The organism is Streptomyces sp. STR69 (assembly GCF_024519455.1).
In the GTDB taxonomy this organism is placed as follows: domain Bacteria; phylum Actinomycetota; class Actinomycetes; order Streptomycetales; family Streptomycetaceae; genus Streptomyces.
Window position 1 is genome coordinate 1 of record NZ_JALJRY010000053.1, and the last position, 24963, is coordinate 24963.

26 protein-coding genes and 2 pseudogenes are annotated in these 24963 nt (G+C 69.3%); 13 read left to right on the forward strand and 15 right to left on the reverse strand.

The window, feature by feature from the left end:
* Nucleotides 1-414, reverse strand: a pseudogene (locus OC490_RS47670) (hypothetical protein); the annotation flags it as partial.
* 669 nt (nucleotides 415-1083) lie between these two features.
* Between OC490_RS47670 and OC490_RS47675 the strand changes: the two are divergent.
* Complete coding sequence (locus tag OC490_RS47675; protein ID WP_262064317.1) at nucleotides 1084-2076, forward strand: ScbA/BarX family gamma-butyrolactone biosynthesis protein; 993 nt, start codon at nucleotides 1084-1086, stop codon at nucleotides 2074-2076.
* A gap of 25 nt (nucleotides 2077-2101) precedes the next feature.
* On the opposite strand, the gene OC490_RS47680 is transcribed toward OC490_RS47675, so the two are convergent.
* Nucleotides 2102-2980, reverse strand: coding sequence for an NAD(P)H-binding protein (locus OC490_RS47680; RefSeq protein WP_262064318.1), 879 nt, complete (start codon nucleotides 2978-2980; stop codon nucleotides 2102-2104).
* A gap of 208 nt (nucleotides 2981-3188) precedes the next feature.
* On the opposite strand from OC490_RS47680, the gene OC490_RS47685 reads away from it, so the two are divergent.
* Nucleotides 3189-3845, forward strand: coding sequence for a ScbR family autoregulator-binding transcription factor (locus OC490_RS47685; protein ID WP_262064319.1), 657 nt, complete (start codon nucleotides 3189-3191; stop codon nucleotides 3843-3845).
* On the opposite strand, the gene OC490_RS47690 is transcribed toward OC490_RS47685, so the two are convergent.
* The 6 genes from OC490_RS47690 to OC490_RS47715 form a co-directional block, all read right to left on the reverse strand.
* Complete coding sequence (locus OC490_RS47690; RefSeq protein ID WP_262064320.1) at nucleotides 3826-5379, reverse strand: FAD-dependent monooxygenase; 1554 nt, start codon at nucleotides 5377-5379, stop codon at nucleotides 3826-3828. The two genes, OC490_RS47685 and OC490_RS47690, sit on opposite strands and share 20 nt — an antisense overlap.
* Before the next feature lie 209 nt (nucleotides 5380-5588).
* Nucleotides 5589-6107 carry a helix-turn-helix domain-containing protein gene (locus OC490_RS47695; RefSeq protein ID WP_262064321.1) on the reverse strand — a complete coding sequence of 173 codons (519 nt, stop codon included), beginning with the start codon at nucleotides 6105-6107 and terminating at the stop codon, nucleotides 5589-5591.
* A gap of 73 nt (nucleotides 6108-6180) precedes the next feature.
* A complete protein-coding gene (locus OC490_RS47700) occupies nucleotides 6181-6672 on the reverse strand; it encodes a DUF6461 domain-containing protein (RefSeq protein WP_262064322.1) in 492 nt (163 codons plus the stop codon).
* A 64-nt stretch (nucleotides 6673-6736) separates the two neighbouring features.
* Entirely contained in the window at nucleotides 6737-7399 is a 663-nt protein-coding gene (locus OC490_RS47705; protein WP_262064323.1) for an AAA family ATPase, read from the reverse strand.
* Nucleotides 7400-7478: 79 nt separating this feature from the next.
* Nucleotides 7479-8353, reverse strand: a protein-coding gene (locus tag OC490_RS47710) for an IS5 family transposase (protein ID WP_410099272.1) whose coding sequence is annotated in 2 segments (ribosomal slippage) — nucleotides 7479-8006 and nucleotides 8009-8353 — 873 coding nt in all. Because the reading frame shifts where the segments join, the coding sequence is not laid out codon by codon here.
* Between the two features lie 110 nt (nucleotides 8354-8463).
* Nucleotides 8464-9342: an ATP-binding protein gene (locus OC490_RS47715; protein WP_262064325.1), complete on the reverse strand. Its 879-nt coding sequence runs from the start codon at nucleotides 9340-9342 to the stop codon at nucleotides 8464-8466.
* Between the two features lie 89 nt (nucleotides 9343-9431).
* Between OC490_RS47715 and OC490_RS47720 the strand changes: the two genes are divergently transcribed.
* Nucleotides 9432-10475: an IS630 family transposase gene (locus OC490_RS47720; RefSeq protein ID WP_262064326.1), complete on the forward strand. Its 1044-nt coding sequence runs from the start codon at nucleotides 9432-9434 to the stop codon at nucleotides 10473-10475.
* 94 nt (nucleotides 10476-10569) lie between these two features.
* Here the strand turns inward: OC490_RS47720 and OC490_RS49710 are convergent, their stop codons facing one another.
* Both OC490_RS49710 and OC490_RS47725 read right to left on the reverse strand, forming a co-directional pair.
* Nucleotides 10570-10854, reverse strand: a complete 285-nt coding sequence (locus tag OC490_RS49710; protein ID WP_410099273.1) for a DUF3761 domain-containing protein — start codon at nucleotides 10852-10854, stop codon at nucleotides 10570-10572.
* Between the two features lie 630 nt (nucleotides 10855-11484).
* Nucleotides 11485-11613, reverse strand: coding sequence for a hypothetical protein (locus OC490_RS47725; protein WP_262064327.1), 129 nt, complete (start codon nucleotides 11611-11613; stop codon nucleotides 11485-11487).
* A 262-nt stretch (nucleotides 11614-11875) separates the two neighbouring features.
* Between OC490_RS47725 and OC490_RS47730 the strand changes: the two genes are divergently transcribed.
* Nucleotides 11876-12268 carry a peptidase inhibitor family I36 protein gene (locus OC490_RS47730; RefSeq protein ID WP_262064328.1) on the forward strand — a complete coding sequence of 131 codons (393 nt, stop codon included), beginning with the start codon at nucleotides 11876-11878 and terminating at the stop codon, nucleotides 12266-12268.
* A gap of 672 nt (nucleotides 12269-12940) precedes the next feature.
* On the opposite strand, the gene OC490_RS47735 is transcribed toward OC490_RS47730, so the two are convergent.
* Nucleotides 12941-14178, reverse strand: a protein-coding gene (locus OC490_RS47735; RefSeq protein ID WP_262064329.1) for an IS3 family transposase whose coding sequence is annotated in 2 segments (ribosomal slippage) — nucleotides 12941-13852 and nucleotides 13855-14178 — 1236 coding nt in all. Because the reading frame shifts where the segments join, the coding sequence is not laid out codon by codon here.
* 153 nt (nucleotides 14179-14331) lie between these two features.
* Between OC490_RS47735 and OC490_RS47740 the strand changes: the two genes are divergently transcribed.
* Nucleotides 14332-14739: a DUF6924 domain-containing protein gene (locus tag OC490_RS47740; RefSeq protein ID WP_262064330.1), complete on the forward strand. Its 408-nt coding sequence runs from the start codon at nucleotides 14332-14334 to the stop codon at nucleotides 14737-14739.
* Between the two features lie 7 nt (nucleotides 14740-14746).
* Here the strand turns inward: OC490_RS47740 and OC490_RS47745 are convergent.
* Both OC490_RS47745 and OC490_RS47750 read right to left on the reverse strand, forming a co-directional pair.
* Nucleotides 14747-15061, reverse strand: a pseudogene (locus OC490_RS47745) (transposase); the annotation flags it as partial.
* 276 nt (nucleotides 15062-15337) lie between these two features.
* Nucleotides 15338-15970 (reverse strand): DUF2461 domain-containing protein, encoded by a 633-nt coding sequence (locus tag OC490_RS47750; protein ID WP_262064331.1) that lies wholly within the window; start codon nucleotides 15968-15970, stop codon nucleotides 15338-15340.
* A gap of 290 nt (nucleotides 15971-16260) precedes the next feature.
* On the opposite strand from OC490_RS47750, the gene OC490_RS47755 reads away from it, so the two are divergent.
* The 4 genes from OC490_RS47755 (at nucleotide 16261) to OC490_RS47770 (ending at nucleotide 18975) form a co-directional block, all read left to right on the forward strand.
* On the forward strand, nucleotides 16261-16647 hold the full coding sequence (locus tag OC490_RS47755) for a barstar family protein (protein WP_262064332.1): 387 nt from the start codon (nucleotides 16261-16263) through the stop codon (nucleotides 16645-16647).
* A 287-nt stretch (nucleotides 16648-16934) separates the two neighbouring features.
* Nucleotides 16935-18077: a site-specific integrase gene (locus tag OC490_RS47760; RefSeq protein ID WP_262064333.1), complete on the forward strand. Its 1143-nt coding sequence runs from the start codon at nucleotides 16935-16937 to the stop codon at nucleotides 18075-18077.
* Nucleotides 18074-18727 (forward strand): hypothetical protein, encoded by a 654-nt coding sequence (locus OC490_RS47765; protein ID WP_262064334.1) that lies wholly within the window; start codon nucleotides 18074-18076, stop codon nucleotides 18725-18727. The genes OC490_RS47760 and OC490_RS47765 overlap by 4 nt, the downstream gene beginning before the upstream one ends.
* Before the next feature lie 26 nt (nucleotides 18728-18753).
* Complete coding sequence (locus OC490_RS47770) at nucleotides 18754-18975, forward strand: hypothetical protein (protein ID WP_262064335.1); 222 nt, start codon at nucleotides 18754-18756, stop codon at nucleotides 18973-18975.
* Nucleotides 18976-18982: 7 nt separating this feature from the next.
* Here the strand turns inward: OC490_RS47770 and OC490_RS47775 are convergent, their stop codons facing one another.
* A complete protein-coding gene (locus OC490_RS47775; RefSeq protein ID WP_262064336.1) occupies nucleotides 18983-20557 on the reverse strand; it encodes an ISL3 family transposase in 1575 nt (524 codons plus the stop codon).
* A gap of 183 nt (nucleotides 20558-20740) precedes the next feature.
* Nucleotides 20741-20887 (reverse strand): hypothetical protein, encoded by a 147-nt coding sequence (locus OC490_RS47780; protein ID WP_262064337.1) that lies wholly within the window; start codon nucleotides 20885-20887, stop codon nucleotides 20741-20743.
* A gap of 240 nt (nucleotides 20888-21127) precedes the next feature.
* Here OC490_RS47780 and OC490_RS47785 point away from each other — a divergent pair, with 240 nt between their 5' ends.
* From OC490_RS47785 to OC490_RS47800, 4 genes are all read left to right on the forward strand, one after another.
* Nucleotides 21128-21418, forward strand: a complete 291-nt coding sequence (locus OC490_RS47785; protein WP_262064344.1) for a peptidase inhibitor family I36 protein — start codon at nucleotides 21128-21130, stop codon at nucleotides 21416-21418.
* A 446-nt stretch (nucleotides 21419-21864) separates the two neighbouring features.
* Nucleotides 21865-22257 (forward strand): hypothetical protein, encoded by a 393-nt coding sequence (locus tag OC490_RS47790; RefSeq protein ID WP_262064338.1) that lies wholly within the window; start codon nucleotides 21865-21867, stop codon nucleotides 22255-22257.
* Between the two features lie 101 nt (nucleotides 22258-22358).
* Nucleotides 22359-22982: a class F sortase gene (locus OC490_RS47795; RefSeq protein ID WP_262064339.1), complete on the forward strand. Its 624-nt coding sequence runs from the start codon at nucleotides 22359-22361 to the stop codon at nucleotides 22980-22982.
* A 587-nt stretch (nucleotides 22983-23569) separates the two neighbouring features.
* The gene (locus OC490_RS47800) at nucleotides 23570-24901 is read left to right on the forward strand and encodes a lanthionine synthetase LanC family protein (protein WP_262064340.1); all 1332 of its coding nucleotides are present in this window, start codon (nucleotides 23570-23572) and stop codon (nucleotides 24899-24901) included.
* Nucleotides 24902-24963: the final 62 nt, after the last annotated feature.

Below are 24963 nucleotides of genomic sequence, written 5' to 3' on the forward strand. Positions count from 1 at the left end.
CGCCGGTGCCGGCGGCCCGGCCCGCGGGCGGCCGGCGCCGTCCGCGGTCCCCGCGCGGTGCGCCCCGCCCGGCGCACCGCCGACGACGCGGAAGCCGTGCGCGTGCACGAGGACCGTGCGGCCCTCCACCGCGCCCCGGCCGGTGACCACACCGCCCGTGTACGGCCTCACGGCCTGCGGGCCGGGCCTGCCCGCCCGGTGCCCGCGCAGCCGCTTCGCCCCCCGCAACGCATCCGGGTCCGGCAACGGCCCGGTCCGCTCCCCCGCCGCCGGCCCGCCCCCCGCACACCGCACCGCCGCCCTCCCGCCCGGGCCCGCCGCCGCCCGGGCACGGATCCCGCGCGGTTTCGCCACCCGGCCGCGCATCCCCGCCGGCCCCGCCGCGGCCGGAGGGCGGTCAGTCGTCGCAGCCATGCCAGATCCCCTTCCGGGACACCACCGAGAGGTCCGCCCCCAGCCCACCCTAACAAACCGCATGGGCGGTTTCTAGCTGGGGATCACGTCGTCCCACGGGCCGGAATCCGCCACCGCCGGCCGCCCGGCGCCCCACGGCCCGCCGGCCGGCCCTCCCGGCCGGGGGCGGGCGCCGACGGCCGCCCGACCGCCGCCCGGCACGCCTGCGCACCATGAGCAACACCGCGGCAGGAGCGGCCGGTCCGCGCCCGGCGGCCCGGCCGACCGTGTCCCCCGGGCCACGGTCCCCGCACGGCCGCCGGCCCTCCTCCCTCCCGGCCCGGGGACACGGTCGGCCGGGACGCTCGAACTCCGCTCCGGTATCGCTCGAGAGCCGGCCGGGCCGGCGGGCCCGCGGGCCCGCGCCAGGGACACCCGGAGCACGCCGGCGCGAGCGCGACCACGGCGGCACGCATCCCTGTGCCCGGAAGAACATCCAGCCCGGGCGGGTCCCCGGAGAGGAAGGCGCGAGGAAGGCGCACCGGGGGCGATGTGCGGAAGAAAACGCTCCATATCTTGTGCGATCGGAATGTTCCGTACCGCTAGAAAGTAAACCGGATGGTATGTATCTTCTCAGGTCTCGGAAGGAACCAGACACTTTCATGCCAACGCGGCCCAGGGGGAACAGACATGTCTGCGAGCACATTCCGTGCATCACGCCCCACACCCGGCACACCCCGCACCGTGGGCGCCGCGGCGCCCACGGACACCGGCGTCTTCCACTACCCGTCCCTGACCACCACGGTCCCCAAGGAGTTCGTCCACCGCGCCAGCGTCGCCCAGGTCATGCTCACCGACTGGGACCGCGTGGACGACAGCCACTTCACCGCAGCCGCCCAGTGGCCCCGCGGACACAGCTTCTTCACCGAGGTGGACGGCTGCCACGACCCTCTCATCGCCGGTGAAACGATCCGCCAGGCGGGAGCCCTCCTCGCGCACGCGGAGTTCGGGGTCCCCCTCGGCCACCATTTCCTCATGTGGGACCTGGCGATCCGTGTGCAGCCCGCGCACCTGCGGGTCGACAGCGCACCCGCGTCGCTCGAGATGGACATCGCCTGCCACGACATCAAGTGGCGCCGCGCCGGCCTGGCGGGGTTCCGCTACGACGTGGTGATCCGCCGCGACGGCAACACCGCGGCCACCGGGAGCGCCCGGTTCACCTGCGTCTCGCCCCAGATCTACGAACGTCTGCGCGGCGGCCGGCACAACAGCGCCCGGCCCGCGCTGCCCCTCACCGCTCCGACCGCGCCGCAGAACGTCGGCCGGGTCTCCCCGATGGACGTGGTCCTCACCCCCATCGGGGAGACCCGCTCCTGGCAGCTGAGGGTGGACACGCGCCACCCCGTGCTGTTCGACCACCCGGTCGACCACGTGCCGGGCATGATGCTGCTCGAAGCGGCCCGCCAGGCCGCGACCGCGGCACTGGGGCGGCCCGCCGTACTCCTCGGTGCGACCGGCGAGTTCAAGCGCTACACCGAACTCGACCTGCCCTGCCTGATCGAAGCGTGCCCCCTCCCCGGCACGGGCACCGACGCCGTGCAGTCGGTGCTCGTGAACGGACACCAGGACGGAAGGCTCACGTTCTGCTCCACCCTGACCGTGGCCGCCTCTCCCACCGCGTGAGCGGCCGGCCCCCGGGCCGGCCCGCTCAGCGCGGCGGCGGTGCCCCGCCCCCGGCCGTGCCGGGGGCGAAGGCCGTGAGGTGGTCCCCGGCCCAGGCACGGAAGGTCCCCGCCGGACGGCCCGTCACGGCGTACACCGTGTCCTCCACCCCCGCCTTGGCACCCGCACGCTGACGTTCCGCGCTCTGCAGCAGCGCCTCGACCACCGGCGCCGGATGGCGCCGGCCCAGTGCCGCACGCGCCTGGTCCGGGCTCAGTTCCTCAAAGCGCAGCGGCAGTCCGAGCAGCCTGCCGAGCTGGTCCGTCTGCTCGACGGCAGTGAGCGCCTGCGGCCCGGTGAGGGTGTAGGCCTTCCCGGCGTGCCCCTGCCCCAGCAGCACACGCACCGCCACGGACGCGATGTCCCGGGGATCCACGCAGGCGTTGGCGGACGTTCCGCACAGCGCCCGGACCACGCCTTCACCACGGACGGACCGGGCCCAGGACAGCGTGTTGGACATGAACGCGCGCGGACGCAGCAGAGTCCACTCCAGGCCCGAGGCGCACAGCAGCTCCTCGCCGGCGCGCTGCCACCGGGTGATGAGGTCCTGGGCCCCCGGGTCGAGAACGGCGGCCGCGGACAGCTTCACCACCCGCCCGACCCCGGCCGCCCGTGCGGCACGCACGAACCTCGCATCGTCGCCGCCGGCGACCGCGCCGGTGACCAGGAACGCCGTCTCCACACCCGCCAGAGACCGCTCCAGCGACCGCGGATCACCGAAGTCCCCGGCGACCGTCTCGGCCCGGCCCGGCGCACCCACGACCCGTGCGGGATCCCTGGCCATGATGCGCACCCGCACGCCGGCGGGGATCCTGCGGACCACTTCCCGCCCCACCGTCCCGGTGGCCCCGGTCACCAGGATCATCGCCGCCCCCCACCGCGTCCGCCGCCGTCCCCACCCGCTCCTGCACCCTGCCCCGCCACCCTGCCCCGCCTCCCGCCGACATGACGCTCCGGCACAGTTCTCCGATTCCTGCACGGTTCCGGGGATGCGCAAAGCACCGCTACCTGTAATATACAAACTGGACGGTTTTTTTGGGGGTCTCCGGACTCATCGACGGGAGGAGGGCGAGATGGCGAAGCAGGAGCGGGCGATCCGGACACGGCAGGCGATCCTTCTCGCTGCGGCCAGGGTCTTCGAGGAGCGCGGCTACCAGGCCGCGACCATCAGCGAGATCCTCGCCTCGGCCGAGGTGACCAAGGGGGCTCTGTACTTCCACTTCCCCTCGAAGGAGGACCTGGCCCAGGGAGTGCTCCACGAACAGGACCAGCAGATGCCCATCCCCGACCGCGCCTGCAGGATCCAGCAGATCGTGGACACGGTGATGCTGCACGCCTACCGGCTCCAGACCGACCCGATGGTACGGGCGGGCGTGCGGCTGTCGCTCGACCAGCAGGCACAGGGACTCGACCGCAGCGGCCCCTTCCTGCGCTGGTCCGAGGTCATCACCGAACTGCTGGAAAAGGCACAGGCCCAGGGCGAGCTGCTGCCCCACGTCGTGCCCGCCGCGACCGCCGACGTCCTGGTGGGCGGCTTCGCCGGCGTCCAGGCCATGTCCCAGGCGGTGTGCAACTACCAGGATCTGCTGAACCGGGTCTCCGCCCTGCTGCGGCACACACTGCCCGGCGTCGTGGTGTCCTCCGTCCTCACCTCGGCGGACCTCACCGGCAGCCGGGGCGCGGCCGTCTTCGAGGAACTGCAGACCCTCGCTACGGCCGGCCGGCCCTAGCCGGCCGCCCGGGAAACCCGCCCACAGCACTCCCCGCGCCCGCCGGCCGGGCCTGCGCACGGTCGCCGAAGTACGCCGACAGCGCGCAGTCCAGCCCGTCCCCGCCGGGCCCCCAGGCGATATAGCCGTCGGGCCGCACGAGCAGCGCGTCGCAGGGCAGTCCGGGCACCGGCGCGGCATGCACCGTACGCACCAGCCCGGCCCGCCCCCGCACCTGCTCCCGATAGCCGCTGCCCCGCTCACCGAAGAGCAGCAGCAGCGCCCTGCCCTCGCGCATCAGCCCGATCACGTCGGCGGGCCCCTCACGCGTGCTCAGGCCCACATTGTGAAGAAACCTTCCCTCCCACGGGGAATGCCGCACGGTGAGCGGCTCGAACACCGTGTCCTGCGCGCTGACCATGGCCGCCAGGGCACCGCTCTCCCCTCCGCCCGCCAGCAGCCGGGTGAACAGCTCACGCAGCGGGTCGAGCCCGGGACCGGGATGCATCAGGGCGAGCTGGGCCCGCGTATTGTCGATCACCCGCTGGGCGGCGGGCCGCCGTTCCCGGTCATAGCTGTCCAGCAGCCCCCTGCCCACACCGCCGCGCACCGTGAACGCAAGCTTCCAGCCGAGGTTGACCGCGTCCAGCAGTCCCGTGCTCAGCCCCTGGCCGCCGACCGGGAAGTGGACGTGGGCCGCGTCCCCCGCCAGGAAGACCCGCCCCGCCCGGAAGGACCGGGCCAGCCGCGAGAAGTCACTGAACCGGCTCAGCCACCGCGGCGCCTCCATCGCAATGTCCCTTCCCGCGATCCAGGACACCTCACGGCGCAGCTCCTCCAGCGTCAGCGGCAGACGGCGGCGCTCCTGCGCAGCAGTGCAGTTCAGGGTCCGCAGACGCATCCCGCCGCCCGCGACGTCCTTGGCGACCAGCCAGCCGCGCGGAGTGCGGTGCCACCCCGGCCCCAGGGAACCCGCCTCCACCAGCCGCACGTCACCCGCCATCGCCGACACCGTGGCCGGATAGCTCCGCGAGGCGAAACCCACCAGCTCACGCACCGTACTGCGCGCACCGTCCGCCCCCACCAGATACCGGGCCGCACACTCGACCGGCCCGCAGGGCCCCTGCACCGTGACCCGCACCCCGGCGGGATCCTGCCGCACCCCCGTCACCCGGTACCCGCGCAAAACCCGCGCACCGGCCGCCCTGGCCCTCTTCTCGAAATGACGCTCCAGATCCCCCTGCGGACACTTCAGGACCGGCCCCGGCTCACCCGCCGGCGCCGGGATCGAAAGCCCCGGCAGCCCCGCGAAATGGAAAACCCGCGTGAAAGCAGCCGGATCCGCCGCCGCCGCCAGCCCCTCGAGATGCCCACGCCGCACCAGACACTGCACCGTCCGCGCATGCAGCGTGGTCGCCCTGGGACGCCGCGACACCCGCGCCCCCGACTCCACCACCACGGTACGCACACCGTACCCGGCCAGCTCCGCAGCAAGAAGCAACCCCACCGGCCCCCCACCGACAACCACCACCTCGAACCCCGCACCCCACACCATCCCGGCCCCCCCCCCCACCACCCAGCCGCCCCCGGCCCCGACCCACAGGCATACAACACCCCCCAAAAAATATACCGGCCAGACGGTTCACCACAACGCCCACCACGTTCCGCACACCGACCCGCCCACCCAGGTGTATCCGGTGGGCATGGTCGGGGCGAAACCGCTCTCGTCGAGGAAGTACAGGTCCCTCACACCCTGGTGCACGTCTAGCCGTAAAGCCGTAAATCCTCCAGCTGGGCCCGCGCGGCCTGCTGGAGGACGGGGTCGGCCTTGTGCCGCAGCGTGTCCCGAGTCCGTTTCCACCGGAATCCGTCACGGTGGAGTAACTCGGTCAGCCAGGCCGCCGAGACCCGCACCCCCCGTTCCGCGGCCAGCCAGTCACACAACGCGGCGGCACTCCAGGTACGGCCCTGCCGGGCGGACTCGTCAAGCAGGGCGGCCAGCGCCTCGCGGTCCTCACGGGTGACCGAGGCCGGGCGGCCCGGGCGCGGGGCATCCGTCAGCGCGTCGAAGCCCCGGGCCGCGAAGCGGTGGACCGCACCACGCACGGTGACGTCGTTGCATTCGAGCAGGTCAGCGACCTCGGGCACGGTCAGGCCGCGTCCCATCAGCCGTATGCACTCCAGACGCAGTCTGGTGCCCGGCGTGAGATCACGTGCCCGCAAACCCTCACGCACCTCGCGCTCCTGATCAGACGTCAACTCCGCACGCAGGACCTTCGGCATGGGCAATCCATCCCTGCCCTGCCTCATACCCGAACCGCAGCCCCACATCACCGAGGGTGCTCAGTGCCCTCGGTCAAGGCATTTCGAGTTCGGGCAAAGAGAAGAAACCGGTGATTGCCTCCACAATCCGCTCCTCGTTGTCATCTCTGTCAAGATCCGCCGGGCCGATCAGGTTCGCCGCCGTGAGAGCGGGCAGCAGCAGGTCGGGCTCCTCGCCTCCCCGGTAGTACGGAGTCTCGAAGCTGAAGGCGGTGATCAGTCGTCCATCGCGGAGGTACTGGAACGAGGGGCCGTGGGCTTTGACGAGGCATGGTCCGATCACGAAAACGACGAGCTCGCCGCCGGCCGGGCACAACTGCCCATAATGGGCAAGGTCGTAGTCACCGCTCTCCCAACTGAGCATGTCGTGCATCACCAGCCCCCAATCGGTGCCCTTGCCGTACGCGAGTGGCTTTCGCCGCTGGCCGAGGAGTCCTTGCGTGAGCGCGTCCAGAGAGATCCCCCGGAAGAAGACGACGCTGGCTTCCTCGTGGTGCGGGAGCGGGCCGTGTATCCAGTGCGTCATACCGGGCACCGTAGAGGAACCCACTGACAAGCCCGCACAGCCTAGGGCGTGTTTCAGAAGTGGATCAAGCACCGTGGTCGGTTGGGCGGTGTGTCTCGTCTGTCCAGCCGTGGGTCAGGGCCAGTCGGCCTGACCGGTGTGCCTCGCGCTGTTCGGTGACCCATCGCTCGACCTGGTTCACGGATGTCGCGAGCGACTGGCCGGTGGTGTCGATCAGGTGGGTGCGCCATCGGGGGTCTTCGGCGGTCCATGTGGTCCAGCGCTGCCAGGCCATCTCCGGCCAGCTCCTGTCGATGATGACGTCAGACCGGAAGCGCGGGTCGCGGGCGTGCCCGCGGTGCCAGGCGGCCCAGCCGCAGAAGGCGTCGGTGGCGGCCTGGTCCCATCGGCCGCCGTCGCGAGCGGCGAGTCGCTCGCGACGGTCCTGGTCGGCGACGTCGATCAGGCAGACTGCGATCCCGTTCAGCGACGGGGCCGAGGGGGCGGCCAGGACCTCGCCCAGCGGGGAGTTCCCGGTCAGCAGCAGGTCCATTCCACGGTCCTGGTACTCCAGCGCGCGGCGCACCCACACCTCGGTCATGCGATTGCGCCAGTGGGGAGGGATCGGAGGGTCCGGGACGCCGACTTCGTCGAAGTCGTGCACCACGACCCCGTCCAGCCGGTCGGCGACGGCGAAGGCGAGGGTGGTCTTGCCCGCACCGCTGGATCCGGTCAGCTTGAGCAGCATCTGCCCAGGGTGACAGCCCGCAAAGGCTTTCTCGACTGGTTTGTGGGGCCCCCACCGGCCCTCGGCTTTCGCCGGATTCCTACAGCCACTCGTTGATGGCGGCGACCAGTACGGTTGCTTCGTAGCGGACGGCAAGCTTGTCGTATCTCGTGGCGACCGCGCGGTGTCTTTTGAGGCGATTGATGCCGCACTCCACCGCGTGGCGCTTTTTGTAGTCGGCCGGGTCGAATTTTGGCGGACGGCCGCCGCGGATGCCGTGCTTCTTGCGGTTGGCGATCTGATCGCGCTTCTCCGGAATGGTGCAGCGGATCCCTCGTCGGCGCAGGCAGGGGCGGTTTGTGCGGGAGCCGTACGCCTTGTCGGCGCGGACGATGTCGGGCAGGGTGCGAGGCCGGCCGGGCCCGGGCCGGGGCACACGGATGAGACCGAGGACGACCTGGAACTGCGGGGAGTCTCCGCGCTGCCCGGCCGTGATCACCAGCGACATCGGTTTCTGGGCCTGCTCGACCGCCAGATGCAGCTTGGTGGTCAGCCCGCCGCGGGAGCGTCCGAGCCCGTGGTCGTCGGGCTCGGTGAAGACCCCGCCAGGCGGCTCGACCCGGAGGTCCCCCTTTTGCGGGCGCCTGCCGCGTGCTGGTGGGCGCGGACGATAGTGGAGTCCACCGACACCTCCCAGGTGATCAGGCCCTTCGTGTCGGCCCGGGCCTGGAGCTGTTCGAGGATGCGGCGCCAGGTGTTGTTGCGCTGCCAACGGCGGGGAAGTCCGTACACGGTCTCCCACGGCCCATACCGTTCGGGCAGGTCCCGCCACGGTATGCCGGTCCGGGTACGGAACCGTATCCCGTTGATCAGCTGCCGCTTGGTGTGCACCGGCGGGCGTCCGGACCTGATGCCTTTTGGCAACAGCGGCTCCAGCACTGCCCACTGGGCTTCTGTCAGATCGCCCCGAGCCACGAGAGGTGATCATCGCACGACCTTGATCCACTTCTGAAACACGCCCTAGTGCTGCTCCGCGGAAGTTCGTGGAGGGGTGTCGGAAGGCAGGTCTGGACACATCGGATGTGTCAGACGAAGGAGAAGCGCGCGGCGGCTTCGGCGGGAGTGGTCGCTTGGCGACGTCCGGGGACATCGTGGACGCTGGTTGCGCCCTCGGAGCGGAGCTGGTCGGCACCGGCGTCCCGGGTCATGATGGCGGCGTAGGCGCGGACGTCCGCGGCGGTGAGGTCCGTTCGGCCTCGCTCGGTGTACTGCTGGAGAAGGTCGGTGACGTCCGGGTTGAATCGCAGCATGGTCACCGGGGCGTTGAAGCGCCTGGCGATGGCGATGAGTCGTGCGCGTGCCTGCAGCGTGACGTTCGTTGACTCGGCGACTGCGCTGTGCCCTGTGGCGAGCCTGGCGACGATCCTGCGGTCACGTTCCTCGAAGATCCGTGCGTCCGCTGCGTCGGATTCCGCTTGTGCGGGTGAGGTGCCGAACAGCTCCGCGCGGATCTCGTCGCTGGACACCACGGCTTCCGCGTCGATCTGCCGGCGCGTGATCAGTGCCCGAACGAAGCTGGTCTTGCCCGAGGCTGGTGGACCGACGAGGACGACGAGTCCTGTCGGCACCCGGATGGCCGGCGCGAGAGCATTGAGGTAGAGGTCGCCTGCGCAGTCGAGGGCTTCCTCCGGGGAGCCGGCCGGCAGTCCGCTGGGCAGGATGTTGTCCCGGTAGCTGTCGTTGCTGGCCAGATAGAGGGCGAAACCCCAGGTGTGCAGTACGCCGGTGAAACGCAGTCGGCACAGCGGCAGGCTCATTTCGCCGGGCAACTCGGCTGCTACGTAGGCGAATCCGGTGCGGAAGCGGACCGTGATGGCGTCCACGTGGGGCCAGCATGCGCGGGCGTGGCGGTTCAGGCGCTGGCGCAGGTGGTGCTGCATCGATTCCGGGGGGTTCTTCGGCACGGGCCCATCCTGCCGGGTGCGGCAGCGACCCGCCATGATCGTTGGCCGTGGAGGGTGGGCGACGGGCGGGGACAGCGGTGGCGGTGGCGGTGGCGATCAATTCGCGGGTCCGCGAGCGGCTGGTGCGGACGGTGGCCTCGGCGAAGTCCGAGGTGCGGGCGGTGCTGCGGGCCCGGATCGTCCTCGCGGCGGCGGAGGGACTCGCCAATGGTGTGATCGCCAGGGAGCTCGAGGTCAGCGTGAACACGGTGCGCAAGTGGCGCGGGCGATTCGCCGTACTGGGCTCGGACGGCTTGCGGGACGCCGAACGGTCGGGGCGGCCGAAGATCTACGGGCTGGAGGTCCGCGTAGCGATCGTGGCCACAGCAACCAGCATGCCGCCGCATCCGGAAGCGACCTGGTCGCACCGGGCCGTCGCCCAGCACGTGGCCGGCGCCTGCTTCGTGTCGGTCTCCGCCTCCCAGGTCGGCCGGATCCTGGCCGGTCTGGACCTGAAGCCGCACAAGGTCCGTGGCTGGCTCACCCGCCGGGATACCCCCGACTTCTGGCAGCGAGCCTCCGCGGTGTGCGCCCTCTACCTTGATCCGCCGGAGGGAGCGGTGGTGCTCTCCATCGACGAGAAGACCGCGATCGCCGCCCGTTCACGCCGCCATCCCGGTCGTCCCCCACGCCCCGGTGAACCCGCCCGGCAGGAGTTCGAGTACCGGCGTCACGGCACCGCCTCCCTCATCGCCGCTCTCGACGTGCGCACCGGTGAGGTCCTCACAGAGGTGATCGCCCGCAACAACGCGGCGACCTTCACCGCCTTCCTGGACCAGCTCGAACAGGCGATCGCTCCTGGCAAGGCGATCCACGTCGTGCTCGACAACGGCTCCTCCCACACCACCAAGCACACCAAGGCATGGCTGGCCGAGCACCCGCGCTGGCACGTCCGCCGGACCCCGCCACACGCCTCCTGGCTCAACCAGGTCGAGCTGTTCTTCTCCGCCCTGACCCGCCGGGTCGTGCGGCACGGCGACTTCACCAGCCGCGACGACCTGATCGAGAAGCTGGAGGCATACGTCATCGGGCACAACGAGACCGCCAAGCCCTACCGATGGACCTACGAAGGCACCCCACTCAAGGCCGCCTGATCAACACCCCTCCACGAACTTCCGCGGAGCAGCACTAGGTGGTGCAATACGAGCCGCTGCCCGGAGTACGTCCGGCAGCGGCAGCGCGTGCCGTCTACCGGTACCAGTACTTGACGCCCCGATGGTGCGAGCACGTCCCGCGGGCGTGGGCACTATAGGAGTACGAGCCGTCCTTGCACTTCGCGGTAGCCCCGCGCGGATGTCGCGAGTTCGCCTTGCAGACACCCGTCGTGTGCCGCGCGCACGACGCGGCAGCCGCATCGTGCGCCACGGCCACGGGCACCAGCAACGCCCCCGCCATCACCGCCGCCGCAACCGCGCCCAGGACTTTCGCCAGCATGATTTCCCCCTCTGGTGATTCGGAGAGGCGGGCATGCATCCGCCGGCTGCGGCACCCTGGCAGACCGGGCGGACCGTCACGCAGCAGTGACCGTCGTAGCAACGCCGTCGCACTGGGTTCGAAGCACGCGAACACGTGGACGGGCCAGGGCGCTTCCCAGCGGGTTGAACTGCACGACGGAGTGCAGCAAGGGGGCAGCGGTGGTTGCGCAACCGTCGACGGCCACCGCACGGCTTGACGGCGCTCGTCGACCAGGGCCCGCACCTTGGGCGTCAGTTCAGGGTGGTCACCGCGGGAAGTGGACTGCAGCAGTTCGGCGCACACGACCCTCAGAGCCGCGCGCCCGGCGTCGCCCTCGAGGAACGAGGAGAGCTCGCGGACACCTCGCGCTGTGGTAGACGACGTCGCCCTCCGGAACCGGTGCGACGGGTGCTGGGCGGGGTGTCATGACGGGTCGTGGCAACTCGTGATGGCGGCCGGTGCCTGGCCACCATTCAACTCATCGTCGGCGTGACGACGACGAGTCGGATGCGCGGGGGCCGAAGAGCACCTCTGGGGGCCGTCGGCTACTTCAGGTTGAGTGCGTCCCCGGCCGCTGCCTTCAGCGAGGTGGTCGTGGTGCCGGGGCAGGGCTGATTCAAAGTCAGATTGGCCATGCCGTGTTGCAGGTCAGGACAGTCCGAGCAGGTCCAGCGGGCGGGTGAACGGTGTGTAGGAGACCTCCCGCAGTCCTGCGGCGATGCTGCGACAGTCGGCATCCCGAAGGGTGTTGATCGCGAGGTCCCGCAGCGTCGCCATGTTCTCGGGCCCGCGCCCGGTCCGGATCAATCAACGCGACATCACGGACGCAAGATCAACCGACTGCCACCATGGAACAACGAGGTCTACGCCACACACCACCTGTCAGGCCTGCACGGAATGACATCCCTTTGCCATTTCATTGCTTTATCTTGACAACCCGCTCAGCTTCCACTCCGTCTCTCCAGCCAGCCCTCAGGGCGCCTTGATCCGTTGCCCTGAGGTCGACAGTCCGTTGATTGCCCTGGAAAGGAATGATCCTGTGACCTACAAGCGACTCCTCCAACGAGCGGCCGCGCCGGCAGCAGTGTTGGCCGCCATAGCGGGCAGCAGTTTGGTTGCCGCGCCTCCCGCGAGCGCCGCCAACACCGACTGCCCCGACTTCTACATATGCATTTTCGAGAACTCGAATTACACGGGTCGCTGGATCGGTGTTCATCAAGGCTACGACAACCCCAATGTCGGTGACTTCATGAACGACCGAACAACGTCCATCATCAACAACACCAATGAAGATTACCGTCTATTTGTGGACTCGAATTACCGAGGAGCTGTTCTCAGGAGTGGACCTCGCACTCAGTACAGTAACGTCGGACCAGCCTGGAACGACAAGATCACCTCATTTCGACGGACCATATGGAGTGACCTGGACTGATCGGGTGACCTTGCACCCACCACCGACCCGTCCCTCAGCAACGCCCCGAACCCTCCGAAACGATCACTCCGGAATCAAGCCGGTGGATCGGGGCTGAGTGGTCCGTCGCGCGACCAGTGCATGCCGAAATCATCGAGATCACCCCGGGGACAGCCATGTTCGCCCCGGTTTGACCATGCAGGGCGTGAGCACAGGGCCGGAGCGGGACGAACACGGCACCTGCCGATCATTGCGTTCTCTGAGCTTCAAGATCCGCAGGGTTGCCGTGCTCGTTGCTCCGTCTTCTCCTACGCCCGTCGCACCCTCTGCGGTGCCCTCACTCGCGCCCGGCGGGAAGGCTGTGGATGCACCAGGACTGCTCGACTCACTGGTGCGGGTTCCCGATCCGTGTGACAGAGGTGCGTTTCACGCCTGCGACACTGCTCGCGGTGGGCATTTGCGCGATGACCTGTGCGGGCCGCAACTCCCTGGCGGGCATCGCCGAGTGGGTCGCCCTTGCGATCAGACGGTGCCGGCCCGTCTGGGCTGCCCGTTCGACTTCTTCGCCGGCCGCTTCAGGGCCCCAGGTGGGGGCTTCGCCAGAGCTTCACCCGTAGCGTGGACACCGTTTGTTATGCGGCAGCGGCCGGCATAACGGGCCTTCCCCCGTGATGGTGGGCACGCGGTTATTGATCACGCGGCGAGCGTGAGTTTAACGGTGTGGTGTCGGTGTTCGTACTCGTTGGGGCTGAGGTGGCCGTTGGCGGAGTGCCGGCGGCGGGTGTTGTAGCGGGTCAGCCAGGCGAAGACGGTCCTGCGGCAGGTGGCGGCGCCGCCGTAGTCGTGGGAGCCCTGGAGGGTCTCGCGTTTCAGCGAAGCGTGGAAGCTTTCGCAGGCCGCGTTGTCGGCGCTGGTGCCGACCGAGCCCATCGACCGGGCGACCCCGAGCTGGTCGCAGAGGCCGGAGTAGGCCCTCGATCCGTATTGGGCTGCGTGGTCGGAGTGGAACACGGCGCCCTCCAGGCTGCCGCGGGTGGAGGCTGCCATCCGCAGTGCGTCGGCGACGAGGCCGGTGCGCATGTGGTCGGCGATGGACCAGCCGACGACCTTGCGGCTGAAGCAGTCCAGCACGGTCGCGAGATAGAGGAACTCTCCGCCTGCGAGCGGGAGATACGTGATGTCGCCCATGTATTTGCGCCCCGGCTCGGCGGCGGTGAAGTCCCGCTGGAACAGGTCGGGGACCGGTGAGGTGGCCGGGTCCGGGACGGTGGTGCGCACGCGTCTGCGCAGGCGGATTCCGGTGATGGAGAACGTCCGCATGATGCGGGCGACCCGTTTTTCGTTGACCCGCCGCCCTTTCCCGCGGAGCTCGGCCGTCACGCGCGGGGAGCCGTAGGCGCCGCCGGACTCGCCGTGGACCTCGCGGATCTCCTCGACCAGGACCCGGTCCTCCCTCTGCCGGGTGGCCCGGGCCTCGGCGCCGGCGAGCCACTTGTAGTAGCTGGACCGGTTCACGTCCAGGACCTGGCAGAGCCGCTTCACCTCGTAGGTGTCCCGGTGGTCGTCAACGAACTGGAAGCGGCTCCTCACCAGTTCGTCTCTCCGGCGAAATACTTGGCCGCCTTGCGGAGGATGTCCCGCTCGGTGGCGAGCTTGCGTTCATTCGCCTCGAGCTCGGCCACCCTCGCCTCCAACTGCCGCACCCGCTCGTCCGGATCAGCAGACGGCACCGCCTTTCGAGGTTGGGCGGCCGACTTCGCGGCCCCGGCGGTGATGCCACAGCGTTCGCGGTCCCGCAGCACCCACTCACGCAGGGTCGCCCGGTTGACGCCCAGATCGGTGGCGATGCTCTTGTAGGTCGCCCCGGGTGTGGACTCGTACAGGGCCACGGCATCGGCCCTGAACTCGTCCGAGTAGTCCTTCATCGCCATCGGCGGTCTTCTCGCTTCCTCCGGATCAAGCAGATCCAGTATCAGCGTGTCCACCACTCAGGGGGAGGCCCCCCAGGCAACCCGGCGAACCTATTCGGTCACAGCACCTGCTGTGACCGAATAGGTTCGCCGGCTTGGCGGTACTGTCCGCGCATGAAGCAGCTCCCCAGCACTTTAGAAGCCCTTGTTGTGCGCACCGACTTCTCGGCGGACGGTTCCTGGGACGCTGTGCGGGCGGTGTTGGATTCGCCCAGCAAGGACGGCTTCTTGGCCAACGTCGCGCTCGTCGATGACCGGAGGTACGAGGGCTTGACGCCTGACCAGGCCCTGGATCTGATGCATCCCGCGTACCGGCATCCCCTTCTTGTCCTGGCGGACTCCACGGCTGTCACCTCGGCCGACCTGCCACTCCTCGTGGTGGACCTGTGGGGTGGCGGGCGTTGTGTCCGCGTGGTGGCAGCCGAGCTGTGGAGCATCGAGAACAACCTCTCGGGCGCGAACATGGACTTCGAGGAGTTCGCCGGTGCCGTCGACGACGACGGTGTTTTCCGGGGCTTCTGAGTCACCGTCAGGCTGCGGCGGCGAGGGGGCGTCCGCCCCAGCGGATGCCCTTCTCACCGCGGATGCGGGCGCGTTCCCTGCGCTGGGCGGCGAGTACGTCGGGGTGGCGGGTGTTGGCGTTGCGCCGGCGCAGATAGGCATGCAGGGCCTGGGTCTGCGCGGGGTGGCTGCGGTGGTGGGAGTTGGCCAGGGTGAACTGCCGCAGTGGGCCGAAGTGCGCCTCGATCGGGTTGGCCCAGGGGGCGTAGGTAGGGGTGAAGCACAGTTCGACCTTGTTCTTCCTCGCCCAGTGGCGGATGTCCACGCCGGTGTGTGCGGAGAGTGGGCGCACCGCACTCGCCGCCTCGTTCAGGACGCACCCGCCCCCGATACCCCACCGCCCGCCGAGCCGGGCCCTGGGCGACAGCTTCGGCAGCCAGACGGCAGCTGATGCCCCGTCACGCGGCGATCAGCACAGGCGCCGTCGGGGGCGGATCAGCAGAAGGCCGCACCGAACAGCATCGAGCGCCGAATCACCGGGGCTCTCCTCCGAGGCCCGCACGGTTCTTCCAGCGGTCGATCTCCCGCGCCTTTCGTGCCGCCCGGCGCCCTCGTGATGTCAGGCGGCGTGCTTCACGTGGCGGACCAGCCACATCAGCAGGGCGTCCAGGTCAGCGACGGCCGCCAGGACCCGGTCGACCGCCTCGGGGGTGTGCAGCCACTGCTCGCAGCCGAGGGGACGGGCGGCGATCAGTGAACGGTGGCGCAGCAGGTTCGTACGGGAGTGGTCCGCCGGATAGCCGCGCGGGGAGCGTTTCATCACGTCCCCGGAGATGTCGTAGCCCTTCTTCCGAACGTCCTCGACGATGGCGGACAGTTCGCGGCCGCTCCCCTCGGAGGCGACGGCTTTGCGGAACACGTCCACCTGGCCGGGATCGGGGTACCACCAGGCTCCCTGGATCCGCAGGCCGTCCAGGTCGAACCGGAGACCGATCTCGATCTTACGGCCGAGCCGGATCACCGCGCCCTGGTGCTGCCACCACCAGGAGTCGGTGCGGTAGTGCCAGACGGAGAAGTCCTCGTACCGGGGGTCGGTGTCCGCGACCTCGTTGAGCAGGGCGATCATCGGCTGCCGGACCAGGCGTTCGCGGTCCGCGCGGCAGTGCTTGCGGGTCGCGTGGGTCGGTTCGCCCTGGAGCTGCCACAACACGTCCATGGCCTGCTCCGGCCAGCCGGTGAACTGTCTGCGCATGCGCGGAGGCTAGCTCAGCCGTGATCCGCGCGTGCCGGGAGTGAGACGGGCAGGGAGAGGAAACGAGCCAATTACAGCTTCGTGGTCAGGCAGGTCGCAGCCTCCGAGCAGCAGCCCGCACCGGAACGTGTCGTGCTCGTGCTTTCGGCGGAAGGTGTCCAGTTCGGTCGCCTCCAACGGCAGCATCAGCAAAGCGCACATGTTCCGGTGAACCCGTGCGAGGCAGTGCCTGAACAACACAGGTTCAAAATAGAGGGGCACGTCACGGAGCCGCACGTATCCTGCGGGCTGTGACCGCGATATATGTGCTGGACGGCACCCAGATCAGGACACTGGAAGACTTCTGGCGAGTCATCGGTGAGGCGATCAACGGTCCCGGTGGCTACTTCGGCAAAAATCTCGACGCTTTCGCCGACTGTCTCAGCGGTGGTTTCGGGGCGCCCGACGACGATGACTACGTGGTCGAGTGGCGGGACCATCAGGTGTCTCGCGAGTATCTGGGCTATCCAGAGACTGCTCGCCAGTTGGAGATCCGCCTGTCGCGCTGCCACCCCACGAACCGTCCAGCGGTCAGTGCCGATCTGTCCGCAGCGCGTGAGGAGTGTGGAAAGACCGCCTTCGACTGGTTGATCGAGATCTTCGGCGACCGCGCCCCTGGCGTCCTGCACCTTCAGTGACGGTGGACGCCCCGGTCCTTACTGCCTGCCTACGTCCCTCGTCGACGCGGTCACCAGCGCGCCGATCGCCGCACCAAGGCCCAACGGCTCGCGCCCGTCGCGCCGGAGCACCGACTTCATGCGCGACTTCCCCTTCGTCGTACGGGTGTTGCCGCCGTTCTTGCGTGCCGCCTCCGGGCGAGGGGCGCAGCGCGACCCGGGCCAGGTCGGTGCCCTACTCCGATCGTCAGATCTTGAGGAAGGCGCATAGGGCTACCCAGACGCCGGTGCCGAGGGCGAGAGCCGGGATGAGCTTGTCGTTTATCCAGGAAGCACTGACGAGCGCCGAGCGGCCGGACACCGCCCTGGCTTGGATTTCCCGATCGCAGGCCCGTGACCTGCTGGAACGCATAGGCAGCGACGAGCGTCCCGTCACCCACGACAGCCTCGACGACCTCCCGTCGGGAAAGGTACCCGCTCACCTTCGCAGCGTCCTCGTCGCGACAGGCGTCCTACCGCCGCGCGACGAACGACTCGTCGCCCTGGAGAAATGGATCACCACAACCGTCCAGGCTCGCACGGACCTCGCCGAACGCCGGATCCTGCACGGTTACGCGGTCTGGCACCACCTGCGCCGGCTCCGCCGCCGCCTCGGCGACCAGCACACCAGCCAACTCCAGGACATGAACGTGCGCTGCCACGTCAACGCCGCCGACAACTTCCTCACCTGGCTCGCCGGCGAAGGTCTCACCCTGGGCGTCTGCACACAAGCCGACCTGGAACGCTGGATGACCGATCCCGCCTTCCGCTACCGCGACGAGACAGGCCACTTCGTCCGCTGGTCCGTACAGCATCGCCATGCCCACGGCCTCACCTGCGGCGCCGTCCGCTGGACCGGCCCGCAGGGCACCATCGACAGCGAGAAACGCTGGGCGGACGCACGACGCCTCCTCAACGAGGACACGCTGCCCACCGCCGACCGAGTCGCTGGGCTGCTGCTGACCCTTTACGCGCAGAAGATCTCCACCATCAGTCAACTCACCGTCGAGGACGTCGACTTCACTGGCGAGACCGTCGCGATCACCTTCGGAGCTTCGCCCGTCATCCTTCCGATGCCGCTTGGTGCCTTGGTCCGCGAGCTCGTCGCGACCCGACGCGGCAAGGCCAAGATCGGCACTCCGGACGACGTCCCTTGGCTCTTCCCCGGCGGACAACCAGGGCGTCCACTCAGCGACAGCCAGGTCGGTCTGCGGCTGCACAAGATCGGCATTCGGCCCCAACAGGACCGCTCAACAGCCCTGTTCACTCTCGCCGCCGAACTGCCCACCGCCATCCTCGCCCGGATGCTTGGCATCCACATCCAAGTCGCCGTCCAATGGCAGAAGGCATCCGCTGGGGACTGGGCCGCCTACGCCGCCGATGTCAGCCGACGTGTCCCGGAGAACCAATGAAGCTACCGATCACCATCCACCAAGCACGGCTCGGATCCATGGAGTTCAAGGTCATCCGACCAGCCCGGCCTCTGGTCCACGCAGTACTCATCGACCATGATCGGCACCTGGACGCCTACCTCGATCAGGACGCCGCCCAGCGAATCGGCGGGCTATGGACGCTCGCCGCCTCTTCACCGCGCTCACTGGTCCACCTGCCGATGCGTGGGAACCGCGGCCCCTCCCGCGAGCTGCCAGAAGACGGCACACGGCAGCTTGATCTCGTACTGCTGCACCACTCGCTCCAGTTCGCGCCCTCACGCTGGAAGGAAGTGCGCGGGCGACTCGGCCCAGGGCGTCCGCAGAAGGTGACGCTGCCCGGCCCAGGACACACCGGCGAAGCCGTGATTGATCACGAGGCACGGCACTACCGGGAGAATCGGGATCTGTTTCACCAGCATCTCCACGCCGAGACCCTGTTCATGACCGGCAGCGAGAAGGTGTTCAGGGACACCGCCCGACACTTCCTCGACGTCGCCCGAAACGGTCCCGGATACGTCCCCGTCCATCCGAGCTACCCGCACTTCTGCACCGAACTCCACTCCAACGACGGCATCCTCGGCGACGCGCGCGAGATCCACATCGAGTACTGCGACCAGTGGGACTCATGACCCCAAGCGACAGGACCCCGCCGACCATGACGTTCAACGATCACCTTCAGCACCTCGTTGAAAGGGCCCTCGCATCCATCCCGGCCGCCGATGCCAGCGACATCTACGCCTTCTCCTTCCTCATCGACAACGAGGACGACGACCCTCGTCAGCCGACCCTGACGGTCGGCTACAACACTGAAGCTCAGGCCGAACGTGGCCCTGGCAAGATTTCCGTGAAGCGTGGCTGTGCCACCGTGCGCCGATGACGCTCCGTCACGGGTAGCGGCGTCGGAGGTGGGCCATGAGGACCACGCGGTGACGCAGGAGCGGAACGCCGGCGCGGCCGGCCATGATCCGTTTCTGGAGCTTCAGGTCCGTGATCCGGCCTTCGTTGACGCCGGAGTTGAACGGGGTGGTGATCCCCTGGACCACTGCGGGCTGGTCTTCACGGATGGCGTTGGCCAGGCTCGCCAAGGCAGACAGGCCAGAGGCCGCGAGTTGGTCGAGCCAGTCCGGCAGCGGGGCGGCGTCGCGGGCGTCGAGCATGGCCGCGAACTGCCGTACCAGAGTGTGGGTTTGGTCGAGTTCCGGGCAGTGTTCAAGCAGCCGACACAGTGCCTCGGTGGGGTGCAGGCCGCGCTTCGACGGTGTGGTGGTGATCCACCGGGCGACCTGGCGGGGCGAGGGTGGCCGCTCGCGCGGTGTGTCGATCGGCAGACCGCGGCGTAGCGGCGCGATGGCCATCTTGACCCGCTGGTAGTGGCCGCCGTAGCCCTTGGCGGCAATCTCCTGGTGCAGCACGGTCGCGGTGTGCTCGCCTTCCTCCCACCGCTGCCTCAGATACTCCAGATACGGGTCGAGGCTCGTGGACCGGCGGGGCGGAGTGCGCCGTACGCACTCCTGCCAGCAGGCAGCGCGTGCGTACTTGGCCACGGTGCGGCGGTTCAAGCCGAGCTCGCGGGCTATCGCACTGAGACTGCGGGCCGTGCCGGTGTACCCCTGGACCGTCTCGAACAATCGCTTCGCATGGCGGAGGGCGGGAGTATCGGCCGCCTCGCACGGTTCGTTTGACGGCGGTGGGGCCGGTACGGGTTCACGTACTGCCGCGGCCAGGCAGCCGCGGTGGGCCGCAGCGATGTCCGAGACCCGCCTCGACAGCCCCTGCCACAGGTGAAAACGGTCGCTGACCTGCACCGCGTCCGGGGCTCCCTCGGCGATGCCCTGCCGGTAGACCAGCGAACCGTCCCGGCACACCACCTCGACGCCGGGATGCGCACGCAGCCAGTAGGCCAGCTGCTCGGCATCGCGCCCGGCCCACAACTCGATCGGCAGCCGTGTGTCGGCATTCACGAGCAGCGTGCCGTAGACGTCCGCGTACAACGCAAAGTCATCCACGCCCAGCACCCGCGGTGTCGCGACCGACGGAAGGCCCATGCGCATCAACTGGAACAGCACACTCGTCCGCGACAACGGCGTCTTCAAGATGCGCAGAAGCCGGGCCCCGCCACGGCCGGCGAGCAGCACCCCGGCCATCTCGACCAGATGCTGCAGCAGCGGACTGCGCCGCTGATAGCGCACCGTCAGCCCCTCCACCTGCTCGGCAAACGTCCGCCGACCGCAGTGCGCACTGTCACAGAACAACCGCCGCACCGCCAGACTGATCAGCACCGGACGGCCCCGGGCAGCGACATCGGCCAGCGTGCGGGAATACCGGCTGTGCACCCGCGCCGACGCGCACCGGCAATCCGGACACGCCACCATCAACTCGCGGGTACGGGCAGCGATACGGACCACGCCGCCCGCCACCCACACTCGTTCCACCCGCACCGCATCGAGGTGCGGCGACACAATTCGTACGAGGTCATCACACTCGCCGAAGGTCCCGCTACCCGTGACGGAGCGTCATCGGCGCACGGTGGCACAGCCCCGCTTCACGAAAATCTTGCACGGGCCGCCACCGGCTACCTCCCCGTCGCCGAGAACGAACTGAACGTCCGAACCCTCCCTCGGCGACACCAAAACCATGCCTGATCAGCGGAAACTCGGCAGCGCCGCCACCAGGTCCGCCATGAACGGGCGTATGTGCTCGGGGACTTCCACCGGTCCGATGACACAGCGGTCCAGGACGTGTGCCGCCCGCTGCGCCACCGCGTCCGGGGCGGGATCCTGCTTGGCCATGTGGTGCTCCTGACGTGCCTGTTCTCGTCGTTCAGCTTGCCAGGAAGCCCGCCGGACAGCCCTGTCGACAGGCGGCCCCGCGTCGACCACGTCGTGCTCGGCAACGGCGGCGGTTGCGGTTGTGGCGAGACAGAGGTCCGGCCCGCCGCAACGGGGGAATGCGACGGGCCGACACTGGGCGTCACGCTGCCACAACCGCGCACCTGTTGCACGGGTATGAGGTGAACATCGCCGGCGGCTCTGGCGGACTGCGCGAGCGGGCAGTTCTGCCTGTGGCAGGACAACTGGAGCGGCCGGATGCTCAGCTGGACGCCGAGCACCCAACTCTGCTCGGGTTTCACCATCAACCTGACCGACTTCGGGTTCAACGATGTCGCCTCCTCCTGGGCGAACAACACGCAGAGCTACACCATCGACGTCTGGCACGACATCGGCCAGGGCGGATCGAGGCTGTGGACCGAACTCCCGGGCACCAGCTCCCGGTTCGTGACGGCCAACGACCAGGCCTCCAGCCTGAACTGTCACCTCTGACAGTGCCGCCCGGTCCTGCCCGGACCGAGTGGGCCACTGTGCCGTAGCTGTGAGCCAGGCCAGCGCAGGGGTCCACGCCGTCACGCTCCGCACCCCCGACCAGGGTCGTTCGCCGCGGGCCGACTCGCCGCCCGCACCGCTGAACAGGTGGACCCGCAATCGCAGCACCGGCGGCAGCGGCCTCGGCCTGGCGAGTCCTCACGCTCGCCGAGGCCCACGGCGGCACGGTGGACGTGGCGAGCACGGAGGGGGAGGGGGCCACCTTCACCCTGCGGCTGCCGACAGCCGAGTCACGGAAGCCGGAGGGCCCCGGTCGACCCTGATGGGATGACGACAGCGCTCTGACAGGTTCCTCACAAGTGGCCGTCAGGGTGAAGCCATGCCCGGAACCTGGTGCGGATCGGCAACCAGGAACGACCAAGCCGGGCTGGAACTGGAGCCCTCACATGTCCCGCCGTCTCACCCTGCGCCCGCTGCGTATCGCTGTCCTGACCGGCGTCGCGGCCGGCGCGCTGCTCGTCCCGGCCACCGCGGCCTTCGCCACCGATCCGACTCCGACACCGGGCGCGACCGACCCGACCTCGGCCGACAAGGAGGCCCTGGCGAAGAAGAAGGCCGAGGGCGCCAGGACGAGCAAGGAGGCCGAGGCCAAGAAGGCCGCCGAAGCCCAGAAGACCGGAGGCAAGGGCTACCCGCGTGGCGGTGTCGCCGCGGGCGAGGCCCCCGCCCAGGACGACAACACCGGCACGCTCATCGGTTCGGCCACCGGCGCGCTGCTGCTCGCGGGCGCCGGCACCTACGTACTGCGCCGCCGCACCACCGCCCGCCGCGAAGGCTGACCCGGCAGCACGACCTCTCGTACGAAACGGTGGCGCCGCCCTTCACCCGGCGGCGCCCTGTGCGTTCCGGCGAACCCTCACACCCTGTTCTGGAGCCCGAGTTGCCCCCTGCACACCCTCCGGCCCTGTCCCGGGCCCGCCTCGCGACCCTCACCCTGTTGACCCTCGTCACCCTGCTCACCGGCTGTTCGTCCGGCCCCGACCCGACGGTCCGGGTCACCCCCACCGCCCCCGCCGCCGCGTCGGGCGCTCCGAAGTCCGAGCGGCCTGCGGCCGACGCTCCGGCGGCCCCTGCCGAGGTGGCCGTTCCCTCCGTGGGGATCACCAGTTCGCTGATGGAGTTGGGCCTCAACACGGACCGGACGGTCCAGGTCCCGCCGGCCCAGGAGGGGATGACCGCGGGCTGGTACACGGGCGGTGCGGTGCCCGGTCAGATCGGCGCGGCCGTCATCATCGGCCACAACGACACCCGCTTCGGCAAGGCCGTCTTCCACGACCTGAAGAAGATCAAGGAGGGTGCGGACATCACCGTCACCGACAAGACGGGAAAAGCCCTCCACTTCACCGTCACGGCCACGGAGAGCGTCGCCAAGAACGCCTTCCCGACGGAGAAGGTCTACGGGCCGACCCAGGAACGTGCTCTACGGCTCATCACGTGCGACGGCGACTTCGACGCGCAGGGGCACCCTGTCGACAACCTCATCGTGTACGCGACAGCGAGCTGAGGGCCGCAGGCGTGTCCGTTTCGCCCTGCCGGCACGAGTAACGTCCGCGGCTCGATCGTCAGCGGCCGGTTCCAGGAGCGCGCCGCCGAACGGTCGGTACGCGTCAGCCACGGCGAGGCGATCCGCCGCGACTGCCTGGAGGCCGTCACCGCTCCAGTCCGTGCTTGACCAGCACAAAGTCCTCGCCACGAGGATCAACCCTTCAGTCTGCATTGACGCGGTGTCTCACGCCGGTGGCCACGTTCCTGTCTCAGAAGCGTGGCCCTTTCCTCATTTCCCCCGGCAGATGGCCCGGGGAGAACCTGAAGATCAATGGCCGCCGGAGAATTCGCCGCTGAGGCTGTAATGGAGAAGGGTGTGCATCCGTAGGCCCGGGCGCTCCCGTCCGAGGTGGCTGTGACGTCTGTAGCGGCCCCTCGATATTGGCCACCTGGCCCCACCTGGACGACAAACGGCGCGTGACGTCCCGAAGGGCTGCGTAACCTGAAGGCAGCCGCGGAAGCCGGTACCCAGGACCGCCGGAACCGACAGACCGGCGACACCCCGCCGAACGGGCCTGCTCATCCGAGGGGTTGTAGCGTGACCGGATGAGGAGCGACGTATATCGGGACGTGGGCGAGGCCGCCTGGTCGTGGGTTCTGGACCACGTGCGCGAGGCCGAGGGACCATGGCTCGTGCAGGCGGTGGTGGAGGGCGGTCCGGAAACCGTGTCGCCGCCACAGGACCGCGATTCGCTGTACGCGGGGATCGCCGGCTTGGCCCCGGTGCTGGCCGAGATCGCGCAGTACCGGGAGCTGAGCGCGCGAGAAGCGGCACTGGCGACCGGCATCGTAACCAGGCTGTCGGCACAGGCCGGGCAGCGAACGGAACCCTCGCTGTACGACGGCCTCGCAGGGGACGCGACGGCGCTCAGACTGCTCGCCCCGGGCGAGGAAGCGGTGGCACTGCGGCGGCTGGCCGCCCTGGCTACCGGCGACGGATGGAAGACCACCCTCGATTTCGAACCGGGCTCCAACGCGCCCCTCACCGACGTCATCATGGGGACCGCGGGCGTCGTGATGACGGCGGTCTGGGCGAAGAGCGAGTTCGTCGAGGTGATCGCGACGACGGGAGGCGAGGCGCTGCTGCGGGCGGCGGACCGTACGGAAGCGGGCCTCGACTGGGGCATGACGCCGGGGAGGCCGTCGAGGGCACCGAACTACTCGCACGGAACCGCCGGCATCGCGGCCGCACTGGCGGTCGCGGGCACCGCCCTGGACCGTCAGGACTTCATCGAGGCCGCGGTGGAAGGCGCCCGGCACGTCCTCTCGGTGGGGTCCTTGGAGGACGCCGGTTTCGTCGTCCCGCACACGATCCCGCCGTCGAAACGGGAGGTGGAAGCGGTGACGTACACGTGGTGCCACGGCCCGGCGGGCACCTCGCACCTGTTCACCGCACTGGCGCACGCAGGGGTCGCCGAGGTGGCGGGCCATGACGTCGACGAACTGCGGCACCGCTGTATGACCTCGATCCTCACCTCGGGCCTGCCGCAACGCCTCCGTCCCGGCTTCTGGGACAACGACGGCCGCTGCTGCGGAACGGCAGGCGTCGGAGACGTCCTGCTGGACGCCGCCCAGGACTGCCGGGCGCCGCAGCGGAGGCAGACCCTGCTGCGGGCCGCGCACCGGATGGGCGATGCGCTGGTCGACCGGGTCATCAGGGATGATGCGGGCGCCCGTTGGCGCTTTCTGGAACACCGCGAGGACCCGCCGTTGCTGCCGCCCCAGACGACCTGGATGCAGGGCGCGGCAGGCATCGCGGCCTACCTTCTGCGCCTCGCCCGGTACGGCGAGAGCGGCCCCGACGCCCCGGTCGTGGACCGCCCGGACCAGTGGTGGGCCGTGCCGGCGCACCTGCGGAGTACTCGCACGGACTCATGAGCGGATTCACTTCCGATACACGGCCTAGTGCCAATGCCGTTGCTTTACTGGGCTGTTTGTCT

Coding starts and splice junctions, on each gene's coding strand:
- OC490_RS47675 (WP_262064317.1), top strand. CDS start 1,084: ATGTCTGCGAGCACATTCCGTGCATCACGCCCCACACCCGGCACACCC.
- OC490_RS47680 (WP_262064318.1), bottom strand. CDS start 2,980: ATGATCCTGGTGACCGGGGCCACCGGGACGGTGGGGCGGGAAGTGGTC.
- OC490_RS47685 (WP_262064319.1), top strand. CDS start 3,189: ATGGCGAAGCAGGAGCGGGCGATCCGGACACGGCAGGCGATCCTTCTC.
- OC490_RS47690 (WP_262064320.1), bottom strand. CDS start 5,379: ATGGTGTGGGGTGCGGGGTTCGAGGTGGTGGTTGTCGGTGGGGGGCCG.
- OC490_RS47695 (WP_262064321.1), bottom strand. CDS start 6,107: ATGCCGAAGGTCCTGCGTGCGGAGTTGACGTCTGATCAGGAGCGCGAG.
- OC490_RS47700 (WP_262064322.1), bottom strand. CDS start 6,672: ATGACGCACTGGATACACGGCCCGCTCCCGCACCACGAGGAAGCCAGC.
- OC490_RS47705 (WP_262064323.1), bottom strand. CDS start 7,399: ATGCTGCTCAAGCTGACCGGATCCAGCGGTGCGGGCAAGACCACCCTC.
- OC490_RS49710 (WP_410099273.1), bottom strand. CDS start 10,854: ATGCATGCCCGCCTCTCCGAATCACCAGAGGGGGAAATCATGCTGGCG.
- OC490_RS47725 (WP_262064327.1), bottom strand. CDS start 11,613: ATGGCGACGCTGCGGGACCTCGCGATCAACACCCTTCGGGATGCCGAC.
- OC490_RS47740 (WP_262064330.1), top strand. CDS start 14,332: ATGAAGCAGCTCCCCAGCACTTTAGAAGCCCTTGTTGTGCGCACCGAC.
- OC490_RS47750 (WP_262064331.1), bottom strand. CDS start 15,970: ATGCGCAGACAGTTCACCGGCTGGCCGGAGCAGGCCATGGACGTGTTG.
- OC490_RS47760 (WP_262064333.1), top strand. CDS start 16,935: ATGAGCTTGTCGTTTATCCAGGAAGCACTGACGAGCGCCGAGCGGCCG.
- OC490_RS47765 (WP_262064334.1), top strand. CDS start 18,074: ATGAAGCTACCGATCACCATCCACCAAGCACGGCTCGGATCCATGGAG.
- OC490_RS47770 (WP_262064335.1), top strand. CDS start 18,754: ATGACGTTCAACGATCACCTTCAGCACCTCGTTGAAAGGGCCCTCGCA.
- OC490_RS47780 (WP_262064337.1), bottom strand. CDS start 20,887: ATGGCCAAGCAGGATCCCGCCCCGGACGCGGTGGCGCAGCGGGCGGCA.
- OC490_RS47790 (WP_262064338.1), top strand. CDS start 21,865: ATGTCCCGCCGTCTCACCCTGCGCCCGCTGCGTATCGCTGTCCTGACC.
- OC490_RS47800 (WP_262064340.1), top strand. CDS start 23,570: ATGAGGAGCGACGTATATCGGGACGTGGGCGAGGCCGCCTGGTCGTGG.